The sequence below is a fragment of the Janthinobacterium longum genome, from assembly GCF_051380735.1.
Classification (GTDB): domain Bacteria; phylum Pseudomonadota; class Gammaproteobacteria; order Burkholderiales; family Burkholderiaceae_D; genus Janthinobacterium.
In genome coordinates this window covers 286,364-308,066 of record NZ_JBNYXQ010000003.1, presented here as the reverse complement: position 1 = coordinate 308,066, position 21,703 = coordinate 286,364, and the positions used below count along the sequence as shown (strand labels likewise).

Sequence of the window (21,703 nt, the reverse complement as noted above, 5' to 3'; positions counted from 1 at the left end):
CGCTCACCGCCTTGCAGGCTTGTTACTGAATGCCGGAACTTAGTTGAACGTGTAGCTGGCGCCCAGTTTGAAGTAGCGGCCAATCGCGCCGCTGGCGTCCATCGGGTTGTAGCTCATGCCGCCATACGTCAGCGGATCAAGCGGTGCGATCTTGTCGGTCACGTTGTTGATCGACGCGTACAGTTGCACGTGCTTGCTGACGTTCCAGCGCGTCGACAGGTCGAGCGTGGTGAACGAGGCGATCTTGCAACCGTTAGGCGCATCGGCACCGCTGGCCAGTTTCGAAGCGCAACCTTCGCCGGTAAACAAGGTGTTTTTCATCTCCGAACGGTAGTTGACGACGCCACTGAGATTCCAGTTGCCGATGTCCCACGAGCCAGTCAGGTTGATCTTGTTTTTCGGCGTGCCGGCGCAGTTCGACGTGTCGCAATTGCCGTGCGTGCCGGCATACTGATAGCGTACCGTGTCCGACTCGGCGCGCACCCACGATGCCACGTGGGTCCAGGTCAGGCCGAACATGGCGCGGCCGTAGTCGCCCAGGCGCACGCGCTGTTTGAGGTCGAGGTCAACGCCCTTGATTTCCGTGAAGCTGGAATTGCGATACGGCGCTTTCGTGATCAAGAGAGTACCCGTGCCTGGCACGACGACACCATTGATGGTCAGGTTGTTGTCGGCGCGAATCGCGGTCGGCAGCGCCGCAGCCTGGTTGTACGGCAGCGGGTTGATCTCGTCTTCACGCTTGATCTTCCAGCCGTCCAGCGACAGGCTGGTGCCGTCAAACGGATCCCACACCAGGCCCAGGGTATAGCCCTTCGATTGCTCGGGCTTCAGGCTGGGGTCGCCGATCTTGACCGCTGCCACGGAAGCGGAGCAGTCGGTCGAGGTGGCGCCAGGCAGCGGTGTGCCATTCGGGCAGCGGATCGGGTCACGCACCGTCGAGGTGCCGGTCGATTGCGAGTCGGCATTGCTTTCGGCCGGACCCGGGGCGCGGAAGCCTTCCGAATAGGTGCCGCGCAAGGCGAAGGTTTTCAGTGGCGTCCACTTGGCGCCCAGTTTCGGCGTGGTCGACGAGAAACGGTCGTATTTGTCGTAACGCACGGCGCCCGACAGTTCCACCGTCTTGATCACCGGCGCCAGTACTTCCAGGTACACGGCCGAGACCTTGCTGTCGCCTTTGGCGGCCACATAGCTCGAGTTGATCTGGCCGGTTTGCGTGCCGGACAGCGATGGATTGTCCAGCTTGTCGCGGCGGTGCTCGGCGCCAACTGCCAGGCCCATGGCGCCACCTGGCAACTGCATCAGTTCGCGCGTGGCCTTGAAGTCGATGATGTCGAGCTTGGTGGTCGAGTCCGAGGTGGCATTGGTCACCATCGCCGCGTACAGCGAGGCGGGGTTCCTGCCGGCCTGCGCGCCGATATAGTAGGGGAAGTACGGGCTGTTCGGATTGCCCAGCGCATCCTTGACGACCGCCATGTTCAGCATGTTGCTGTAGTCGAGGTGCAGCTTCGATTCCGAGTGCGTGTAGCCGGCGTCATAGTCCCAGCCGGCCGCCGTACCCTTGATGCCGAGCACGATGCGGTTGAACTCGTTGTTGGCCTGGCGCGTGCTGGCGCCGACGTCGAAGGCCTGGTAGCGCACGCGCACCGGCACGCCATACGGATTTTGCGGATGGTTGGCCGCCAGCACCATGGTGGTGCCGGCGCCCGAGCCGTAGTTGATCACGCCGTTGGGATTGGTCGCGTTGGGCGGGAAGGCGATGGTCGGCGTGATCGAGGGCGGGATCAGGGTAAAGGCGGTGTCGCGTTGCGAGTAGCCCGCCTCTGCGTACACCTGGGTATCGGCATTGACTTGCCAGGTACCGCGCGTGTACAGGTTGATCGAGTCGATCTTCGGCTGCATCGAACGGAACTGGTCGTGGTGCCAGACGCAGCCGCCCTTCGGATCTTGCGGCGATGACGCCGACAGGCTGGCGCAGCCTGGCAGCGACACGTAGTTGAGCGTGTTCGGATCACGGATCAGGCCAGTCGGCGAGGCATTTGCATCATTGGTGCCATTGATGTAGCCGCCGGCAAACTGCGTGCCGATCGGATAGCCATACGGACGCAAATCGGCCTGGCCTATCCATTTGCGGTCGGCGCGGTCACTGTTCATCAGCATGTCCGACTTGCTGTATTCGGCATTGAAAACGAAGTTGTATTTGTCGTTTTCCAGGTCGCCCTTGCCGAAGGTCATCGAGGCGCGGTGTTGCTTTGCATCGCCGTCGCCGGAGATGCCGGTGTCCGCTTTCAGCGCGACGCCCTGGAAGTCCTTGCGCAGGATAATGTTGACTACGCCGGCGATCGCATCGGCGCCATACGTCGACGAGGCACCGTCTTTCAGGATTTCGATCCGTTCGACGATCTGCATCGGCACGGAGGACAGGTCGGTAAAGCTTTTCTGGCCATCGTCGGCGCGCGCAAACGGCGCCATGCGGCGACCATTGAGCAGCACCAGGGTCGAGGTGGCGCCCAGGCCGCGCAGCGATATCGCTGTCGAGCCGGCCGCAAAGCCATTGCCGAAACCGGTAGGCAGGGAACCGGCGCCGTCGGCGGTCAGCGTTTGCAGGTATTCGGCCACGGTGGCCTTGCCTGATTTCATCAAGTCGTCACGACCGATAATCTGCACTGGCGAGGCGGTCTCTGCCGTCGCGCGCTTGATGCTGGAGCCGGTTACTTCAACACGCTGGACGTTACCGTCCTGTGCCATTGCCGGTGCCATCAGGCCCAGCGTAACCGCTGCCACGCTGCCTGAGCAGATCAAGGCGTACCGAGCGGGACATCACTGTTTCCATCATCATTCTCAATCTCCTGAAGGGTCACTGGTTGGCCGGTGTACGGCCAACTATTGCTTTGTTATGAGTCATGACTGCTGCGTCGGCAGTCGTTAATGTTGCACGGCGTCTTTTAAAACGCCGGGGTCATCAGACCACTAGGCGAGAAGTCCTGTCAACGCGGTGCGATGCACATTCATCATGGAAACAACAGCCAAATGTGAAAATAATTTGGTTTATGTTTTTGCAATTAAGGGAAATGTTGCAATGCGATAAGGAATTTCTTGCACGAGCCCGAAATTCTTTTCATTCTTGCATGTAAGGGTTTCTACATATGACCCATTTTGCTCCGATGGCACTTCACTGCTGCAGTGCACAATATTTTTCTTGCGGGGCATGGCGAGCGGCTGGGGCGCGTTCATGGGCGTGCGGCTTTTTGCCTGGCGGGCACAATATGCGTTATCGTTACGCGTTTTTCGAACAGTCAGGAAAGCTGCTGCGGCGCCTGAAGACAAGGCACAGATCTTGCGAGGATGGACTGGTTTTGGCGGTGGACTCCTGTATCCCAGGGCGAAGCCAGTACAAGCGCACCGATACGGTGCGAAAGATAATCGAGATGAAGGGTATTACATGAAGTCACCATGGATGCGGCGCCTGGCGCTGCTCGCCTGCCTGAGTTCCCTGCCGCTGCTGGCCCTTGCCGACGCCCCTGCCGGCGCCGGGCCTGCCAAGACGCTGCGCTACATCCTGCCGGCCGCCGAGACGGGTTTTGATCCGGCCACCGCACGCGACCTGTATTCGAACCACATTACGCAGGCCGTGTTCGATACCTTGTATACCTATGACTACCTGGCGCGACCCGTCAAGGTGGTGCCGCAAGCGGCGGCCGCCATGCCGGAAGTGTCCAGCGACGGCAAGACGTACACCATTCGCCTGAAAAAAGGCATCCTGTACACGCCCGACGCCGCATTCGGCGGCAAGCGCCGCGAGCTGACCATGGCTGACTACGTGTATTCGTGGAAGCGTTTGTTCGATCCGCGCCTGGCCTCGCCGCATACTTGGCTGTTCGAAGGCAAGATTGTCGGCCTCGACGACGTCGCAAAGGAAGCGGCCAAAACCAACAAGTTTGACTACAGCAAGAAGGTGGCGGGGCTGGAAATTCTCGACCCTTACACCTTGCGCATCACCCTGACCAAGACCGATTTCAATTTCCCCATGATCCTGGCCTATGTGCCGACTGCCGCCGTGGCGCGCGAAGTGGTGGAAAAATACGGCGACGTGAAGGGCGAGGTGGGTTCAAACCCGGTCGGTACCGGTTACTACACCTTGGGCGAATGGACGCGCGGCAACCGCATCGTTCTCAATAAAAACCCGCAGCACCTGCCCGAGACCTGGAATTTCCTGGCCGGCGACGATCCCGAAGACCAGCGCATCGTGCGCCAGATGCAGGGCAAGTCGATTCCGGCCATCGACCGCATCGAGATTACCGTGATGATCGAAGACCAGTCGCGCTGGCTGTCGTTCCAGAGCGGTGGCACCGATGTGTTCTGGCTCGACGGTCCGCTGGCGCCAAAAGCGCTGCTCAACGGCAAGCTGCGCCCGGAGCTGGCCGAGAAGGGCGTGCAGCTGTCGCGCCTGCTGGACCCGGAAATCAGCTATTACTACTGGAATATGGAAGACCCGGTACTCGGTGGCTTCAGCAAGGAAAAAATTGCTCTGCGCCGCGCGATTGCCATGGCGCACAATATCGATGAAGAAATCCGCATTATCTGGAACGGCCAGGCCAAGCGCCTCGACTATCCGATACCGCCGGGCGTGGTCGGCTACGATCCGCACTACAAGAGTTTGCTGCAATACGATCCCGTGCTGGCCAACAAGCTGCTCGACAAGTTCGGCTACAAGAAGGGCGCCGACGGCTGGCGTACTTTGCCGGACGGCAAGCCATTAGTCATCCGCTACGCTTCGCGCAATGAAGCCAATGGCGTGCTGCAGGCCGAAATGTGGCGCAAGACGTATAACTCGCTGGGCATCCGCATGGAAAATGACCGCATGATTTTTTCCGATATTTTGAAAACGGAAAAGCAGTGCAAGATGCAGACGCGCACCGCGCCATGGCTGGCCGATTATCCGGACGGCGACAACTTCATGCAGCTGTTCTACGGCCCGAACACGCACCAGAACAACAATGGCTGCTACCAGGATCCGGAATACGACAAATGGTATGCGGCCAGCCAGGCCATGCCGGCCAGCCCCGAGCGCGACGCGCTGTACCATAAAATGGCGCGCCGCCTGGAAGTGAATGCTGGCGCCCTGATCGGCTACGCGCGCTACCGCAATATGCTGGCGCAAAAATCGGTGCTCGGCTACAAGAAGCATCCTATCCTGTTCCAGGAATGGGCCTTCATGGACATCGACAGCACGGGCGCACCGGCCACACCTGCCGCCCCCGCTAAAAAATAAGCGCAACTTATAACAACAAGGAATCATTATGTTCGCTTATATCCTGCGCCGCTTGTGGCAGATGCTGCCGACCATGCTGGGCGTGGTGCTGCTGGTGTTTATATTGTTTAACTGGGTCGGCGGCGACCCGGCGTATATCCTGGCCGGCAAGATGTCGAGTGCCGAAAGCATCGCCAATATCCGCCGCCAGCTTGGTGTCGACCAGCCGTATTACGTGCAGCTGTGGATCTTCATCAAGCAGATCGTCACGTTCGATTTCGGCCAGAGCTGGGCCACCGGCGAGACCGTCTCTCACATCATCACCTCGCGCCTGGGGCCGTCGATGATGGTGCTCATTCCGCTGACCGTGCTGGAAACGTTTTTCGGCGTGGCGCTGGCGCTGGCCATCGCCTTCGTGCGCGGTTCGCTGACGGACCGCATGGTGATGATCGCCTGCACGGTTGGCATGTCGATTTCCATCCTGGTCTACATCATCGTGTTCCAGTACGGCTTTGCCTACAAACTGGGCCTGTTCCCGGTGCAGGGCTGGGGCGACAGCTTCTGGGAAAACCTGCTGCGCTATTCCACCTTGCCGATCCTGATCGGCCTGGCCGTATCGATCGCGCCGACCCTGCGGCTGTTCCGCACCTTCGTGCTCGACGAAGCGAACCAGGACTATGTACGCACGGCGCGCGCCAAGGGCCTGAAAGAAGGGCGCATCATGTGGGTCCACGTGCTGCGCAATGCCGCCATTCCCATCATTACCTACGTGATGTCCAACCTGCCGGCGCTGCTGATCGGGGCCTTTTTGCTGGAACGCTTCTTCGGCATTCCCGGCATCGGGCGTGAAGTGATTCTGGCGGTCGAGCGCAGCGATTTTCCGGTGATCAAGGCGATCACCGTGTATGTTGCCGCTGCCACCATGCTCTTCAACCTGCTGACCGACCTGATGTACCAGGCGGTCGACCCACGTGTCCAACTGAAGTAGAAAGTGACGATGTCGAAACCTCATACATCGCCGGGCCTGTGGGCCCTGGCATGGCGCCGTTTGCGCGGCGACAAAATTGCAATGGTATCGCTGGCCGTGGTCGGCGCGTTTTTCCTGCTGGTACTGGCGTCCGCCAGCGGCCTGGTGGGCGCGAACTGGGAAGATGAAGTGGCCGTCAGCTATGCGCCGCCGACCTTTGCCGGCGCCGACCCGGTGGTTGCCGGTATCGACGGCGCCATTCCGGTGGCCGACGATCACAGCCTGCCCACGCCCGTCAATGTGCTCGACCCGCTGGCCGACGATATCGCCGAACTGCGCGCCCAGATGGGGAGTAACCCGTCCGCTGGCGTCGAGATGTACGGCGTGACGGACCCGCTTGCCGACGATATCACCGCCTTGCGCGGCAGCATGGGCAAGACCAAAAAAGTGATTGCCCACAAGGCGGCCACCTTGCCCTTCGGCGCCGACAAATGGGGCCACGACGTGCTGCAGAAAACCATCAAGGGCGGTGAAACGTCGATCGTGGTGGGCCTGGTGGCAGCCTTGCTGGCGGTCGTGCTGGGCACGATTTTTGGCGCCGTGTCCGGCTACTTCGGCGGCCTGGTCGACGATTTCTTCAACTGGTTCTACAGCATCTTCACCTCGATTCCGTCGATCCTGATGATTTTGACGGTGGCCGCCGTGCTGCAACAGAAGGGCGTGCTGACCATCGTGCTGATCCTGGGCCTGACCGGCTGGACCGGGCCCTACCGTTTGATACGTGCCGAATATATCAAGCACAAGGCGCGTGAATACGTGATGGCGGCCGACGCGATTGGCGCTTCGCACTGGCGCAAGATGTTCTCGCATATCTTCCCGAACGTCAGCCATGTGGCGCTGGTGCAGATGTCGATCCTGGTGGTCGGTTTCATCAAGGCCGAAGTGATCCTGAGTTTTCTCGGCTTTGGCGTGCCGGTCGGTACCGTCTCGTGGGGCAGCATGCTCAACGAGGCACAAAATGAACTGATCCTGGGTAAATGGTGGCAGCTGACGGCAGCGGCAGCGGCGATGGCCGTGCTGGTGACGGCGTTCTCGCTGTTTACCGATGCCTTGCGCGATGCGCTCGACCCCAAAGTGAAATAGGAGTTGCTCATGGACCAGAATAACCTGTTGGAAGTGCGTGACCTGCGCGTCACTTTCCGTCTCGACAAGAAGACCACGTTCGAAGCCGTCAAGGGCATTTCCTTCAACGTACCGCGCAACAGCACGGTGGCGCTGGTGGGCGAATCGGGCAGCGGCAAGTCGGTCAGCTCGCTGGCCGTGATGGGCTTGCTGCCGCCGGACAACACGATCATCGCCCCGCAATCGGGCATTTTCTTTGGCGGGCGCGACCTCTTGAAGCTGTCGATCGCCGAGCGGCGCGAGATGTGCGGCAAGGATATCTCGATGATCTTCCAGGAGCCGATGTCGTCGCTGAACCCGGTGTTTACAGTCGGCTTCCAGATCGCCGAAGTGCTGCGCCAGCACATGGGCATGAACCGCAAGCAGGCGCGCTCGCGCACCCTGGAACTGCTCGATGAAGTCGGCATTCCTGATCCTGCCAACAAGATCGATGCGTATCCGAGCCAGATGTCGGGCGGCCAGCAGCAGCGCGTGATGATCGCCATGGCGATCGCCTGCGAGCCGAAACTGCTGATTGCCGACGAGCCGACCACAGCGCTCGACGTGACGATCCAGAAGCAGATCATGGACCTGATCGCCGCGCTGCAAAAGAAACATCAGATGTCGGTGCTGTTCATTACCCACGACCTGGGCCTGGTGGGCGAGATCGCCGACCACGTGATCGTCATGCGCCACGGCGAAGTGCGCGAGACGGGGGAAGTGCGCCAGGTGTTCGAAGCACCAAACGATGCTTATACCAAGGCGTTGCTGCATTGCCGTCCGTCACTGGACGAGCGCCCATGGCGCTTGCCGGTGATTGCCGACTACATGGATGGCAAGGCCGGTCCAGGCGTGGAAATCAAACAACGCTCGCGCGGCTATACACCAGGCGACGAACCGGTGCTGGTGGTCAACAATCTGAGCAAGAGTTTTTATATGCGCGAGGGCCTGTTCGGCAAGCGCGAATTCCAGGCTGTCAAGGATGTGTCGTTCACCCTGCCGCGCGGCAAGACCCTGGGCGTGGTCGGTGAATCCGGTTCCGGCAAGACCACGGTTGGCTTGACGCTATTGCGGCTGCACCAGGCCACCGGCGGCACGGCCATGTTCCACGGCAAGGATCTGATTTCCATGCCGAACAAGGAGTATCTGCCCTATAAACGCCGCATCCAGATCATCTTCCAGAATCCGTATGCGTCGCTGAACCCACGCTTTACGGTGGGGCAGATTTTGCTCGAACCGATGCGCATCCACAAGATCGGCGCGAACGACCAGGAACGCATCGCCAAGGCCTACTGGCTGCTCGATAAAGTCGGCTTGCCGGAACAGGCTTTCCACCGCTATCCGCACGAATTTTCGGGCGGCCAGCGCCAGCGCATCGCGATTGCGCGCTGCCTGACCATGCAGCCGGAAATCCTGGTCTGCGACGAATCGGTGTCGGCGCTGGACGTGTCGGTGCAGGCGCAGGTGCTCAATCTGCTGCAGGACTTGCAGGATGAATTCGGCCTGTCCTACATCTTTATTTCGCACGACTTGTCGGTGGTGAAATATATTGCCGACCAAGTGATGGTGATGCACCAGGGCAAAGTGGTGGAACTGGCCGATTCGGACGAGCTGTACCGCAATCCGGTCCATCCCTATACCCGTACTCTCCTCAGTGCCATACCAAGAGGCGTGCAAGTGTAACCGTCCTTTTGCGGTAAGATAGCGCATGCCCAACCTTATCTTCCTGCTTGAACATTACGGTATCCTGATTGTCTTCGGGATCGTGCTGGTGGAGCAGCTCGGCTTGCCGATTCCTGCCTTTCCTATCCTGGTAGTGGCGGGCGCGCTGTCGGTCGATGGCGACATGAACGGTGCGCTGGTGCTGGCGGCAGGCTTGACGGCCTGTCTGCTCAGCGACCTGACCTGGTTCAGGGCAGGGCGCCACTTCGGCAAGCGCATCTTGCGCCTGTTGTGCCGCATCTCGCTGTCGCCCGACTATTGCGTCAGCCAGACGGAAGACAAATTCAGGCGCTGGGGCCCGAAAGCCCTGATCGTCTCCAAGTTCGTGCCCGGTTTTAATACCATCGCTGCGCCGATGTCCGGCGCCATGGGCACGCCGGCGTCGCGCTTCTTCATGTATGCAGGCCTGGGCGGCTTGCTGTGGTGCAGCACCGGCATCCTGATCGGCGTCATCTTCCACGCCAGCGTGGAAAAAGTGCTCGATCTGCTCAGCACCATGGGCAGCACGGCTTTGCTGGTGCTGGCAACCTTGCTGGGCATGTTCTTGCTGTATAAATACCTGGAGCGCCGGCGTTTTCGCCAGGCCTTGCAGGTTGAACGCATCAGCATCAAGGAATTGCTGGAGCTGATCGAACAGGGCCATGAACCGCTGCTGGTCGACGCGCGCAGCGCCACGGCGCAGTCTTTGGAGCCGGCCGTGCCGGGCGCCTTGTTCTTCAATGGCAAGGAACCGGTGCCAGCCTTGATCGGCCTCGACAAGGACCGCCATATTATCGTCTATTGCAGCTGCCCCAACGACGTGACTGCCGCGCAAGTGGCCAAGCTGCTTAATGAGCATGGTTTTCACCGCGCCAGGCCCCTGCATGGCGGCCTCGACGCCTGGAATGCCGTCTACCGTTCCGACGCGCCCGCCAGTCCCGGCTTGCTTAACGAAGGTCTGGCTTCCTGATTTGTTGTCGGAATTTGGTAGTAATCCTACGAAAGCAGAGCTAACTCGTCATTACGGCAAGCACGGCGCTTGCCTCCCAAATACAGTGCAAGCAAGTGGTGGTTCTGCTGCTACGCAGCATGGTTTATTGATGTGTGGTGAGTGCGTGCACTTACTTCGGTTGTTTGCCTGGTGACTGTATGTCGCATTTGGAGTGGAACTACCGATAAATGCCGCTTTTGCTGTACTTAAACTACAAACTTTGCTTGCCTCTAAGCTCGTTCTTCCTTTAAGCTTGGCGTCCCATGCGTCCCACTTACACTTAAAATCATGAGCGCTTCGTCTACTCCCTCATTGCCTACCTCCGCCTACGCCGATGGTCCGCGCCTGCTGGCCGATGTGGGCGGCACGAATGCCCGTTTTGCCCTGGAAGTGGCTGCCGGCCAGGTTTGCCTTGCGGAAGTGCTGCCTTGTGCCGATTATCCTAGCCTGTCGAGCGCCCTGCAAGCCTACCTGGCGCTGCCGCAGATAGTCGCCGCCGGTGGCCAGGCCGTGCGCCACGCCGTGATCGCCATCGCCAACCCGGTGTCGGGTGACTTCCTCAGCATGACCAACCATCACTGGTCGTTCTCGATCCGCGCCATGCGCGAAGAGTGCGGCTTCACCACGCTCGAAGTGGTCAACGATTTCACCGCCCTGGCGCGCGCCGTGCCGATGCTGTCGAGCAGCGAAAAGCACCAGGTCGGCGCCGGTACCGCGCGCCCGAATACGGCCATCGGCCTGATCGGCGCCGGCACGGGCCTGGGCGTGTCGGGCCTGATTCCTTCGCACGGCGGCTGGATCGCGCTGCAAAGCGAAGGCGGCCATGTCAACTTCGCGCCCTTCAATGAGCTGGAAGTGGCTATCCTGCAGTTTGCCTGGCGCGAATTCGAACACGTCTCGGCCGAGCGCCTGATTTCCGGCGATGGGCTGGAACTGATCTACCGCGCGCTGGCCGACCGTGCCGGCGTGGCCGACGAAAAGTTGCCGGCCGCCGAGATCACGCGCCGCGCGCTGGCCGGCGAATCGCAGCTGTGCGACGACGTCATCGAAACCTTCTGCTGCATGCTGGGCACGGTGGCGGCCAACGTTGCCGTCACCCTGGGCGCACTGGGCGGCATCTATATCGGTGGCGGCATCGTGCCACGCCTGGGCGCACGCTTCGACCGCTCGGGTTTCCGCGCCCGTTTCGAGCGCAAGGGCCGCTTCGCCAATTATGTGTCCCAGGTGCCCACTTTCGTGATCACCGCGAAATACCCTGCCTTCCTCGGCACCTCGGCCATCCTGGCCGAGAAGCTGTCGTCGCACTAAGCGATCAAGCAGGTCAGCCCCGAGACAGGCTGGTCTGTAGCGTTTACGCCGGGCAACGAGCTGTTTTGCCCGGTTTTGCGCTTTTCCGCTTTTTATCGGGTACAATTGGCATCGTTGGATGAAACGACGACTGTCTCGCGCACGGCTTGTACGCCGTCACAAGCGAAGCAGCTGCTCAGGAGTTCGTTTCATTGCTGGTTATTTAAGGCCAGCGCCATGGATTGCAGGATTTTCATCGCATCCGCAAGATTCCCGCTTTGCGCGCTTAGGCCAAGGCGTCGGAAAAACAGCCTCAACTTGTAACCCAGCATGACATCGTCGAAGGTGCATGCCGTCTGTTACGTTGAAATGAACGTTTTGATTTATTTCTCTGCATACGAATTGCAATACATATCCGCACAGAATTGCCATGAACACCATTGAGGCCAAAAAAGTCCTCGAAACAGCGCTGCTGTGCGCGCGTGAAGCGCTGACGATCCACAGCCTGAAAAAGCTGTTTGTCGATGCCGATGACAATGGCCGCATGCGCGGTGTTGGTGTTGGCGCCGATACGATCAAGCAGCTGCTCGAGGAACTGCGGCAGGAGTGGGAGGGGCGCGGCATAGAGATAGTCAGCCTGGCGTCGGGCTGGCGCTTTCAAAGCCGCCCGGAAATGAAGATGTATCTCGACCGATTGACGCCCGAGCGGCCGCCGAAGTATTCACGGGCGACGCTGGAAACGCTGGCCATCATCGCCTACCGCCAGCCCGTCACGCGCGGCGACATCGAAGAAATTCGCGGCGTGGCCGTCAATTCGCAGACGATCAAGATGCTCGAAGACCGCGGCTGGGTCGATGCGATCGGCTACCGCGACGTGGTGGGGCGGCCGGCCTTGCTGGCCACCACCAAACAATTTTTGGACGACCTGGGTTTGAGTTCGCTGTCCCAGCTGCCGCCTTTGCAGCAAATCAGCGAAATGCAGGGCAACGGGCTCGAAGCCCTGGAAGCCGCCCTGCAAGAAAATTTTGACAAAGCAAGCAATGACATTGCAGCACCGCTTGGTGCAGGTAGCAGTACGGCTGTGACAGTAGTGACAGCAAGCCCTGATGCCGGCCCCGATGCTTCGCCCACGGACGAAGCCTACACTCACGACCCTGCGCCAGAACTAACGGCTGACGCTGCGCCAGGTCAGCACAGCCAAGAAACGAACAATGAATAATCCGAATACACCCGAGACAGTTACCGCCACCGACGACGCTGTCGTTGCCAAGCCCAAGCGCCGCACCAAGGCTCAGATCGAAGCCGCTGCAGCAGCTGCCCCCGTTGCGCCAGCCGCAGCTGCAAGTACCGATGCCGCGCCAGCCGCCAAGCCGAAGCGCCGCACCAAGGCAGAGATCGAAGCCGATGCTGCTGCCGCCGCACCCGCCGTTGACGTTGCCGAGGCAGCGCCCGCCGTGAAAAAACCCCGCGCCAAGGCCGCGCTGAAAGCACCGGCCGATGCCGTGACCGCTGATGCTGGCGAAGCGCCTGCCGCACCGGCGCCGCGTCCGCCGCGCGCCCGCGCTGCCGCCAAGGCGGCCGCCGTGGAAGCCGAAACCGCTCCCGAAGCTGTTGCTGAAAAAACCGAAGAAGCCCGCACTACCCGTGGTCCGCGCCAGATGCGTGGCGTGCAAGCCGAGCGCGCGTTGCGCCAGCCGCCGCGTCCGAAGGCCGAGAAAGCTGCAAGGCCTGCCGTCGCGCCGCAGGAAGCAGCCGTGGAAGCTGCCGCACCGGTCGCCGATGTGTTCGATGCCGAAGGCAATCTGGTGTCGTCGGCGCCGCAAGGTCGCCAGCCGCGCCAGCCGCGCAATGACATGCCGGGTACCGGCAAGAACGCCGGCAAGAGCCGTAAAAAAGGCAAGGGCCGCCAGGGCGCACCAGGCAAAGTGAATGATGCCGATGCGATCTTCTCGTTCGTCACCTCCGACGCGTTCGACAGCGAAGAGGGCGGCACCGGCCGCGTGCAGAAAACCGCCGTGCGCCGCGACCTGACCTCCGACGACGATGCACCGAAGCTGCACAAGGTGCTGGCCGAAGCCGGTCTCGGTTCGCGCCGCGACATGGAAGACCTGATCATTTCCGGCCGCGTATCCGTGAATGGCGAGCCGGCCCATATCGGCCAGCGCATCCTGCCGTCCGACCATGTGCGCATCAACGGCAAGCTGATACAGCGCCGCGTCAGCAAGAAGCCGCCGCGCGTGCTGGTGTACCACAAGCCAGCCGGCGAAATCGTCAGCCATAACGATCCGGACGGCCGTCCTTCCGTGTTCGACCGCCTGCCAACCATGAAGGCTGGCAAATGGCTGGCCGTTGGCCGTCTTGACTTCAATACCGAAGGCCTGCTGCTGTTTACCACCTCCGGTGACCTGGCCAACCGCCTGATGCACCCGCGTTATGGGATCGACCGCGAGTACGCCGTGCGTACCCTGGGCGAGCTGGAAGAAGGCATGCGCCAGAAACTGCTGGCCGGCGTCGAACTCGAAGACGGCCTGGCGCAGTTCTCGAAAATCGCCGATGGCGGCGGCGAAGGCATCAACAAGTGGTATCGCGTGGTGATCGGCGAAGGTCGTAACCGCGAAGTGCGCCGCATGTTCGAAGCGATCGGCCTGACCGTCTCGCGCCTGATCCGTACCCGCTACGGCGCGATGACCTTGCCGAGCGGCCTGAAACGCGGCCGCTGGGAAGAGATGGATGAAAACACCGTGCGCGACATGCTGACAGCCTACGGCATCGAAAAGAAAATGCCGGCCTCCGGTGATCCACGTGCCGCTGGCGCCGCCAAGGGCCGCGAAGCACGCAAGGTCGACCGCAAGGAGCGCGATGACGAGCCGAACGGCAACCGCATCGATGTCAGCAACCGCAACGCCGATCCGTTCCCGGTCGCACCGCGCCGTGGCCAGCCGGCCGGGCAGTTCGCCCGTCCGCAGGGCCAGGGCCGTCCGGGCGGCATGGGGCGTCCCGGCGAAGCGCGTGGTCCGGGCCGTGGCCAGCCGCAAGGTCCGTTCCAGGGTGGGCAGCCGCGTTCGGCTGCAGCTTTCGACGGCGCGCCGCAGGGCCGTGGCCCGCGTGTTGCCGGCCAGGGTGGCCAGGGCCAAGGCCGTCCGGGTGGCGAAGGCCGTGCACCACAGCGCGGTCCGCGTCAGCCTGATCCGCTGCAAACCACGTTCGGCTTTGCCAATACCGGCCCGCGCCGTACTGGCGGCGGTGGTGCCGGCCAGGTGCGTTCCGGTGGCCAGTCGCGTGGCGGCATGGACCAGGGCATGCCGCGTCGCCGTAGCAACAAACCGTAAGCAAGGCTTTCTTGTAGCGCACGCCGGGGTTTTGCCCCGGCTGCGCAGACTCTTGTAACTGTTGTAAGTCGGTCCTGCGCGCATGTGCGGCATTGCGGCGAAGTTAATAAGAGGTTATAATCTGCAGCCTAATAAAAGTTCTCCGCAGGGTTGTTCGGTGGGGAGTGCTTTCATCTGGTTGGGTAAATACAAGAAGATGGGCAGATGCCCATTTTTTTTTTGTTGAACCGTTTGTCATGGCTCCGCGAGGGGCCATATATGATTCAATGCGTGTTTTTGCAGGTGTATGGCGCTTTGCAGCGCGATATCGGGCAAAAGCGGGCCTTATTTCTGGAGAATTTCTTGCAGCAGTTGGGATTAATTGAAAAGACAGTCACAGGTCTGGGCTATGAGCTCGTTGATGTCGAACGTGCCGAGCGCGGAATGCTGCGCGTCTTTATTGATTTCAGCGCCGCAGATGCCGCTGAAAAAGGTCCGATCACGGTCGAAGACTGTGCCACGGTCAGTCACCAGTTGTCGCATGTGTTGACGGTAGAGAACGTTCCTTACGAGCGTCTCGAGATTTCTTCCCCGGGCCTGGACCGGCCGGTGCGCAAGCTGGAAGATTTTGTCCGTTTCGCAGGCCAGGAAATCATCGTCAAGCTGCGCGAGGCGATGCCGGGTACGAACAACCGGAAATCGTTCCAGGGGATCTTGCAAGAACCCGTGGGCGAGAATTTGTCGTTGGAATTTGAAGGTAAGGATGGTCCGGCGATGTTGGAATTTACGCTCGCCGATGTGGATAAGGCACGCTTGGTGCCGCAGGTGGTTTTTAAGGGACGCAAAGCATGAGTCGCGAAGTTTTATTATTGGTTGACGCGCTGGCGCGTGAAAAAAACGTCGATAAGGATGTCGTTTTCGGCGCCCTTGAATTCGCATTGGCGCAAGCCACGAAGAAACGATATGAGGGTGAAGTGGACATCCGCGTTTCGATCGACCGCGATTCGGGCGAATTCGAATCGTTCCGTCGCTGGCACGTGGTACCTGACGAAGCCGGCCTGCAGTTGCCGGATCAGGAGATCCTGCACTTCGAGGCGAAAGAACAGATCGCCGACATCGAAATCGATGATCACATCGAAGAACCGATCGAGTCCGTCGAATTCGGCCGCCGCTTTGCGCAAGACACCAAACAGGTGGTCCTGCAGCGCGTGCGTGACGCCGAGCGCGAACAGATCCTGGTCGACTTCCTGGAACGTGGCGACTCGCTCGTCACCGGCACAATCAAGCGCATGGAACGCGGCGATGCAATCGTCGAGTCCGGCAAAATCGAAGCGCGTTTGCCACGCGACCAGATGATCCCGAAAGAGAATCTGCGTATCGGCGACCGCGTGCGTGCTTTTATCTTGCGCATCGACCGCAATATGCGTGGCCCGCAGGTGATTCTGTCGCGCACTGCACCAGACTTCATCATGAAGCTGTTCGAACTGGAAGTGCCGGAAATCGAACAAGGCATGCTGGAAATTAAATCGGCCGCCCGCGATGCCGGCGTACGCGCCAAGATCGCCGTCTATACGGCTGACAAGCGCATCGACCCGATCGGTACTTGCGTCGGCATGCGCGGTTCGCGCGTGCAGGCCGTTACCGGTGAGTTGGGCGGCGAGCGCGTCGACATCGTGTTGTGGTCGGAAGACCCTGCACAGTTCGTGATTGGCGCCCTGGCGCCGGCGAACGTGTCTTCGATCATGGTCGATGAAGAAAAACATGCGATGGACGTCGTCGTCGACGAAGAAAACCTGGCCATCGCGATCGGCCGTTCGGGCCAGAACGTGCGCCTGGCTGCCGACCTGACCGGTTGGAAGATCAACATCATGACGGCCGAAGAATCGGCCGACAAAGCTGCCCAGGAAACGGCTGCCGTGCGCATCCTGTTCATGGAAAAGCTCGATGTCGATCAAGAAGTTGCAGACATTCTGGTGGAAGAAGGTTTCGCCAGTCTGGAAGAAATCGCTTACGTGCCAATTTCCGAAATGCTGGAAATCGAATCGTTTGATGAAGATACCGTCAATGAACTCCGTACCCGTGCGCGTGATGCGCTCGTTACCGAAGCGATCGCTTCGGAAGAAGGTCTGGAAGGCATGGACGAGGCGTTGGTTGGTCTGGAAGGCATGGACCGCATCACCGCTGGCAAGCTGGGTCTGGCTGGTATCAAGACCGTTGAAGCATTTGCAGCACTGGCATACGACGAATTTGGCGCAATCCTGGCCCTGTCTGCGGACCGTGCGCGTGAACTGATTACAAGTGAATTTAAAGATGTGACCGACGATGAGATGAAGTTGGTTGACTCGAAATACGACGATCGTGCCAAGGCTTTGCTTGCCAAGGCATGGAGTCAGGCTGAATCCGCAAAGGCTTAATTTGAGTATCTTTATCATCTGTCGCGACACCAAGAAAAGAGGACTGAATGGCGAGTAACAACGTAGCCCAATTTGCCACCGAACTGAAGATGCCTGCAGATTTGCTGCTGACGCAGCTGCGTTCTGCCGGCGTCGAGAAAAGTTCGACGTCAGATCCATTGTCGAAAGATGATAAGGACAAGCTTTTGGATCATCTGCGCCGCACCCATGGCGCAGCGGCTGACACAGAAAAGAAGAAAATCACCGTGACCCGCAAGGAAACGACTGAGATCAAGCAAGCCGATGCAACCGGCAAATCGCGCACCATCCAGGTTGAAGTGCGCAAGAAACGTACCTTCGTCCAGCGTGACGAAGCGGCGCCTGTTGCTGCGCCTGAACCGGTCGCGCCTGCCGCACCGGTGATCGACCCTGCCGAAGTGGCGCGCCGTGAAGAAGAAGTTCGCAAGCAAGCTGAACTGATCGCACGCCAGGAAGCCGATCTGCGTGAAAAACAGGAGCGTCTGGCCAAGCTCGACGCGGAAAAAGAAGCCCAGGCGAAAGCCACGCAACAGGCTGAACTGACCGCCAAGAAAGAAGCCGAAGCCGAAGCGAAGAAAGCTGCCGCCAAGGCCGCCGCCGCGCCGGTCGCCAGCGCTGCTGCGCCAGTGGCCGACGATGCCGCCGCCGAAGCGAAAAAAGCTGCTGCCGCCGAAGAAGCGAAGAAAAAAGTTGCCGCTGCTGCACAAGCTGCCAAGGAAGCTGCTGAAAAAGCCGAAGCCACCGACCGCGCCCGCAAGGCCGTGGCGGACGAGGTCGCCCAGATCAAGGCCATGATGAACGCGCCACGCCGCGCCATCAAGGCTCCTGAGCCAGTACCGGTGCCGGTCAAGCCGAAAGCGCCGGAAGGCACGCTGCACAAGCCGGCCGACAAGAAACCTGGCGACAAGCCGGGCGACAAGAAGCCTGCCGTGGCAGACAAAAAATCGATCAAGTCGGCCAATGTGTCGTCGACCTGGTCCGATGACGCGAAAAAACGCGGCACCACCGGTGGTCCGAAGCCACGCGGCAACAGCGGCCCTGCGGGTCGTGACAGCTGGCGTGGTGGTGCCAAGGGTCGTCGCCCGACGCACCATGACGACCGCGAAACGAATTTCCAGGCGCCTACCGAAGCCGTCATCAAAGATGTGCACGTGCCGGAAACCATCACGGTGGCCGAACTGGCGCACAAGATGTCCGTCAAGGCTTCCGAAGTCATCAAGCATTTGATGAAACTGGGCCAGATGTGCACCATCAACCAGGTGCTGGATCAGGAAACGGCCATGATTCTGGTCGAAGAAATGGGCCACAAGGCGTTTGCCGCCGAACTGGACGATCCGGAAGCACTGCTGGCCGACGTGGGCGAACACGCGCACTTCGAAACCAGGCCGCGCGCACCGGTGGTCACCGTCATGGGTCACGTCGACCACGGCAAGACCTCGCTGCTCGATTACATCCGCCGCGCCAAAGTGGCGTCGGGCGAAGCTGGTGGCATTACGCAGCATATCGGCGCTTACCACGTCGATACGCCACGCGGCATGATCACCTTCCTCGACACCCCGGGTCACGAAGCGTTTACCGCGATGCGTGCTCGTGGCGCCAAGGCAACCGACATCGTCATCCTGGTAGTTGCAGCTGACGATGGCGTGATGCCGCAAACGAAGGAAGCGATTGCCCACGCGAAAGCTGCTGGCGTACCGCTGGTGGTGGCGATCAACAAGGTCGACAAACCGGGCGGCAACGTTGACCGCGTGACGCAGGAACTGGTTGCCGAACAAGTGGTGCCGGAAGAATACGGTGGCGAATCGCCATTCGTGCCGGTCTCGGCCAAAACCGGCCAGGGTATCGACGACTTGCTCGAGCAAGTGCTGCTGCAGGCCGAGGTGCTGGAACTGACGGCTCCCGTCGATGCGCCGGCCCGTGGCCTGGTGGTCGAAGCCCGTCTGGACAAAGGCCGTGGCCCGGTCGCAACGATCCTGGTGCAATCGGGTACCTTGCGCCGTGGCGACGTGATCCTGGCTGGTTCTTCGTATGGCCGCGTACGCGCCATGCTGGACGAAAACGGCAAGGCGATTGCCGAAGCCGGTCCATCGATCCCGGTCGAGATTCAAGGCTTGACGGAAGTGCCGGTGGCCGGTGAAGAAGTGGTCGTGATGGCCGACGAGCGCAAGGCGCGTGAAATTGGTCTGTTCCGTCAAGGTAAGTTCCGCGACGTGAAACTGGCCAAGCAGCAAGCCGCGAAACTGGAAAACATGTTCGACCAGATGGCCGAAGGCGAAGTGAAAAACTTGCCTTTGATTATCAAAACCGACGTGCAAGGTTCGCAAGAAGCGCTGGTTGGTTCCTTGCAGAAACTGTCGACCTCCGAAGTGCGCGTACAAGTGGTACACGCGGCCGTCGGTGGCATCACGGAATCGGACGTCAACCTGGCAGTTGCCTCGAAAGCAGTCATCATCGGCTTTAACGCCCGTGCTGATGCCCAGGCACGCAAGCTGGCCGAGTCGAACGGCGTGGACATTCGCTACTACAACATCATTTACGATGCGATCGACGAGATCCGTTCGGCGTTGTCGGGCATGTTGGCACCAGAGAAACGCGAAACGGTCATCGGCCAGGTCGAGATCCGCCAGGTTATCCTGGTCTCGAAAGTCGGCGCGATTGCCGGTTGCCTGGTCACCGATGGTGTCGTCAAGCGTGCTTCTTCGGTCCGCCTGTTGCGCAACAACATCGTGGTATGGAGTGGCGAGATCGAGTCGCTGAAACGCTTCAAGGACGACGCAAAAGAAGTACGCGCCGGCCTCGAGTGCGGCCTGTCGCTGAAGAACTACAACGACATCCAGGTTGGTGACACCCTGGAAGTGTTTGAAGTCCAGGAAATAGCTCGTACCCTGTAATCTCAGCAAGAACGACAGCGCGGGCATATCGATGTCCGCGCACAACACGTGGGGCGCATTGGTCAACGGGCAACCGTTTGACTCATGCGCCCTGCGGCACTTAGGACACCATTATCATGGCCAAACATAGCAAAACCATGCCGGCGCGCGGCTTGCGCGTGGCAGACCAGATCCAGCGCGATCTGGCCGAAATCGTCGCCTACGAACTGAAAGACCCGCGCGTAGGCACGATGATCACCATCACCGAAGTCCAGATCACGCCCGACTACGCCCACGCCAAGGTGTTTTTCACGATGTTGAAAGACAGCAAGGAAGCCATCAAGAACACCACCGAAGGCCTGATGGCCGCTTCCGGCTTTATCCGTGGCCTGCTGGGCAAGCGCCTGCATATCCACACCTTGCCGATGCTGCATTTCGTGCACGACAGCTCGACCTCGCGCGGCATGGAAATGTCGCTGCTGATCGACAAGGCCAACGCTACGCGCGCGGCTGACGCCGAGCCGGACGTGAAACCAGAATCGGACGAGCAATAAGCGTGGCGGGACCGAAACGACCACCCGGCATCAAGCGCGTGCGCGACCTGGTCGACGGCGTGCTGTTGCTGGACAAGCCGGTTGGCTGGTCCAGCAACGATGCGCTGATCAAGTCCAAGCGCGTGCTGAACGCCAAAAAAGCGGGCCATACCGGCACGCTTGATCCGTTCGCCACCGGCTTGTTGCCGCTGTGCTTTGGCGAGGCCACCAAGTTCTCGCAAGACTTGCTCGAAGCCGACAAGACCTATGAAACCCTGGTGCACCTGGGCGTGACCACCGACACGGGTGACACCGAAGGCGCCGTGCTGGAAACGCGCGACGTCAACGTGACGATCGAACAGATCGAGGCCGTGCTGGCGCAGTTCCGTGGCCCTATCTTGCAGGTGCCGCCCATGTATTCGGCCCTCAAGCGCGACGGCAAGCCGCTGTATGAATATGCGCGTGCCGGCATCACCCTGGAGCGCGAAGCGCGCCCGGTGACCATCCACAAGCTGGAATTTTTAAGCTATGAGGCGCCGTTTTTGAAATTGTCGGTAATGTGCAGCAAAGGCACGTATATCCGCGTGCTGGGTGAAGAAATCGGCCACGCACTCGGCTGCGGAGCCCATCTGAACGCCCTGCGCCGCACGCAGGTGGGGGAGCTGACTTTGGACGGTGTGATCACGCTCGACGAATTGACGGCGCATGCCGAACCGTTGAGCCTGCTGGCACCGGTCGACGCCTTGCTGTCGAGTTTTCCTGCGGTGCAACTGACCGAAGAACTGGCCAAACGCTTTCTGCATGGCCAACGGATTGCGCTGGGCAAGGAAGAAGTCGCCGTGCCAGCCGAGCCGGGCAGGGTGCGTGTGTATCACGACGCCAGGCTGCTGGGCACCGGCCAGTTGCAGGAATACAGCATCCTGGCGCCCGAGCGCTTGATTGCCACCGCGCACCAGTAACTCACGAACTGCTGGGGTCAGACCCCCACGCCCGCTAGCGCAAGCCTCCGAGTTTGCGGCATTGAGGGTCTGACCCCGGTATTGTGTTGCATTTTCAAGATATCACCCGACGAGACTTCGAACCGCCAGCAATTTTAAATGGCGTCGCAACGCAACATGCTATACTACGCGGTTCCAGTTTCAGCCACTATCGAAACGAACCGTACACCCCGTACGCACCCTGCAGTTTTTCAGCAAATATAACGA

General features: G+C 60.3%; 15 protein-coding genes. 13 read left to right on the top strand and 2 right to left on the bottom strand.

The genetic code is table 11. From position 1 onward, the window contains the following. Positions 1–39: 39 nt before the first annotated feature. Both ACQ4WM_RS12220 and ACQ4WM_RS12215 read right to left on the bottom strand, forming a co-directional pair. Positions 40–2,781, bottom strand: a complete 2,742-nt coding sequence (locus tag ACQ4WM_RS12220) for a TonB-dependent receptor (RefSeq protein ID WP_436546936.1) — start codon at positions 2,779–2,781, stop codon at positions 40–42. 264 nt (positions 2,782–3,045) lie between these two features. Then, positions 3,046–3,324 (bottom strand): hypothetical protein, encoded by a 279-nt coding sequence (locus tag ACQ4WM_RS12215; RefSeq protein ID WP_436546935.1) that lies wholly within the window; start codon positions 3,322–3,324, stop codon positions 3,046–3,048. 115 nt (positions 3,325–3,439) lie between these two features. Here ACQ4WM_RS12215 and ACQ4WM_RS12210 point away from each other — a divergent pair, with 115 nt between their 5' ends. From ACQ4WM_RS12210 to truB, 13 genes are all read left to right on the top strand, one after another. Beyond that, the gene (locus ACQ4WM_RS12210) at positions 3,440–5,269 is read left to right on the top strand and encodes an ABC transporter substrate-binding protein (protein WP_436546934.1); all 1,830 of its coding nucleotides are present in this window, start codon (positions 3,440–3,442) and stop codon (positions 5,267–5,269) included. Between the two features lie 28 nt (positions 5,270–5,297). Continuing rightward, positions 5,298–6,236 (top strand): ABC transporter permease, encoded by a 939-nt coding sequence (locus ACQ4WM_RS12205; RefSeq protein ID WP_436546933.1) that lies wholly within the window; start codon positions 5,298–5,300, stop codon positions 6,234–6,236. 9 nt (positions 6,237–6,245) lie between these two features. After that, positions 6,246–7,358 (top strand): ABC transporter permease, encoded by a 1,113-nt coding sequence (locus tag ACQ4WM_RS12200; RefSeq protein WP_436546932.1) that lies wholly within the window; start codon positions 6,246–6,248, stop codon positions 7,356–7,358. Between the two features lie 9 nt (positions 7,359–7,367). After that, the gene (locus ACQ4WM_RS12195) at positions 7,368–9,059 is read left to right on the top strand and encodes an ABC transporter ATP-binding protein (RefSeq protein ID WP_436546931.1); all 1,692 of its coding nucleotides are present in this window, start codon (positions 7,368–7,370) and stop codon (positions 9,057–9,059) included. 25 nt (positions 9,060–9,084) lie between these two features. After that, positions 9,085–10,047 carry a DedA family protein/thiosulfate sulfurtransferase GlpE gene (locus tag ACQ4WM_RS12190; RefSeq protein ID WP_436546930.1) on the top strand — a complete coding sequence of 321 codons (963 nt, stop codon included), beginning with the start codon at positions 9,085–9,087 and terminating at the stop codon, positions 10,045–10,047. A gap of 309 nt (positions 10,048–10,356) precedes the next feature. Continuing rightward, positions 10,357–11,376 (top strand): glucokinase, encoded by a 1,020-nt coding sequence (locus ACQ4WM_RS12185; RefSeq protein ID WP_436546929.1) that lies wholly within the window; start codon positions 10,357–10,359, stop codon positions 11,374–11,376. A gap of 409 nt (positions 11,377–11,785) precedes the next feature. Then, positions 11,786–12,574: an SMC-Scp complex subunit ScpB gene (gene scpB, locus ACQ4WM_RS12180; protein ID WP_436546928.1), complete on the top strand. Its 789-nt coding sequence runs from the start codon at positions 11,786–11,788 to the stop codon at positions 12,572–12,574. After that, complete coding sequence (gene rluB / locus ACQ4WM_RS12175; protein ID WP_436546927.1) at positions 12,567–14,684, top strand: 23S rRNA pseudouridine(2605) synthase RluB; 2,118 nt, start codon at positions 12,567–12,569, stop codon at positions 14,682–14,684. Before scpB ends, rluB begins: the two co-directional genes overlap by 8 nt. 342 nt (positions 14,685–15,026) lie before the next feature. Continuing rightward, on the top strand, positions 15,027–15,515 hold the full coding sequence (rimP, locus tag ACQ4WM_RS12170; protein ID WP_065307322.1) for a ribosome maturation factor RimP: 489 nt from the start codon (positions 15,027–15,029) through the stop codon (positions 15,513–15,515). Beyond that, entirely contained in the window at positions 15,512–17,077 is a 1,566-nt protein-coding gene (gene nusA, locus ACQ4WM_RS12165) for a transcription termination factor NusA (RefSeq protein WP_436546926.1), read from the top strand. The genes rimP and nusA overlap by 4 nt, the downstream gene beginning before the upstream one ends. A gap of 47 nt (positions 17,078–17,124) precedes the next feature. Beyond that, positions 17,125–19,986 carry a translation initiation factor IF-2 gene (gene infB / locus ACQ4WM_RS12160; protein ID WP_436546925.1) on the top strand — a complete coding sequence of 954 codons (2,862 nt, stop codon included), beginning with the start codon at positions 17,125–17,127 and terminating at the stop codon, positions 19,984–19,986. 116 nt (positions 19,987–20,102) lie between these two features. Further along, positions 20,103–20,519 carry a 30S ribosome-binding factor RbfA gene (gene rbfA / locus ACQ4WM_RS12155; protein WP_436546924.1) on the top strand — a complete coding sequence of 139 codons (417 nt, stop codon included), beginning with the start codon at positions 20,103–20,105 and terminating at the stop codon, positions 20,517–20,519. A gap of 2 nt (positions 20,520–20,521) precedes the next feature. Then, positions 20,522–21,457 carry a tRNA pseudouridine(55) synthase TruB gene (gene truB, locus ACQ4WM_RS12150; RefSeq protein WP_436546923.1) on the top strand — a complete coding sequence of 312 codons (936 nt, stop codon included), beginning with the start codon at positions 20,522–20,524 and terminating at the stop codon, positions 21,455–21,457. Positions 21,458–21,703: the final 246 nt, after the last annotated feature.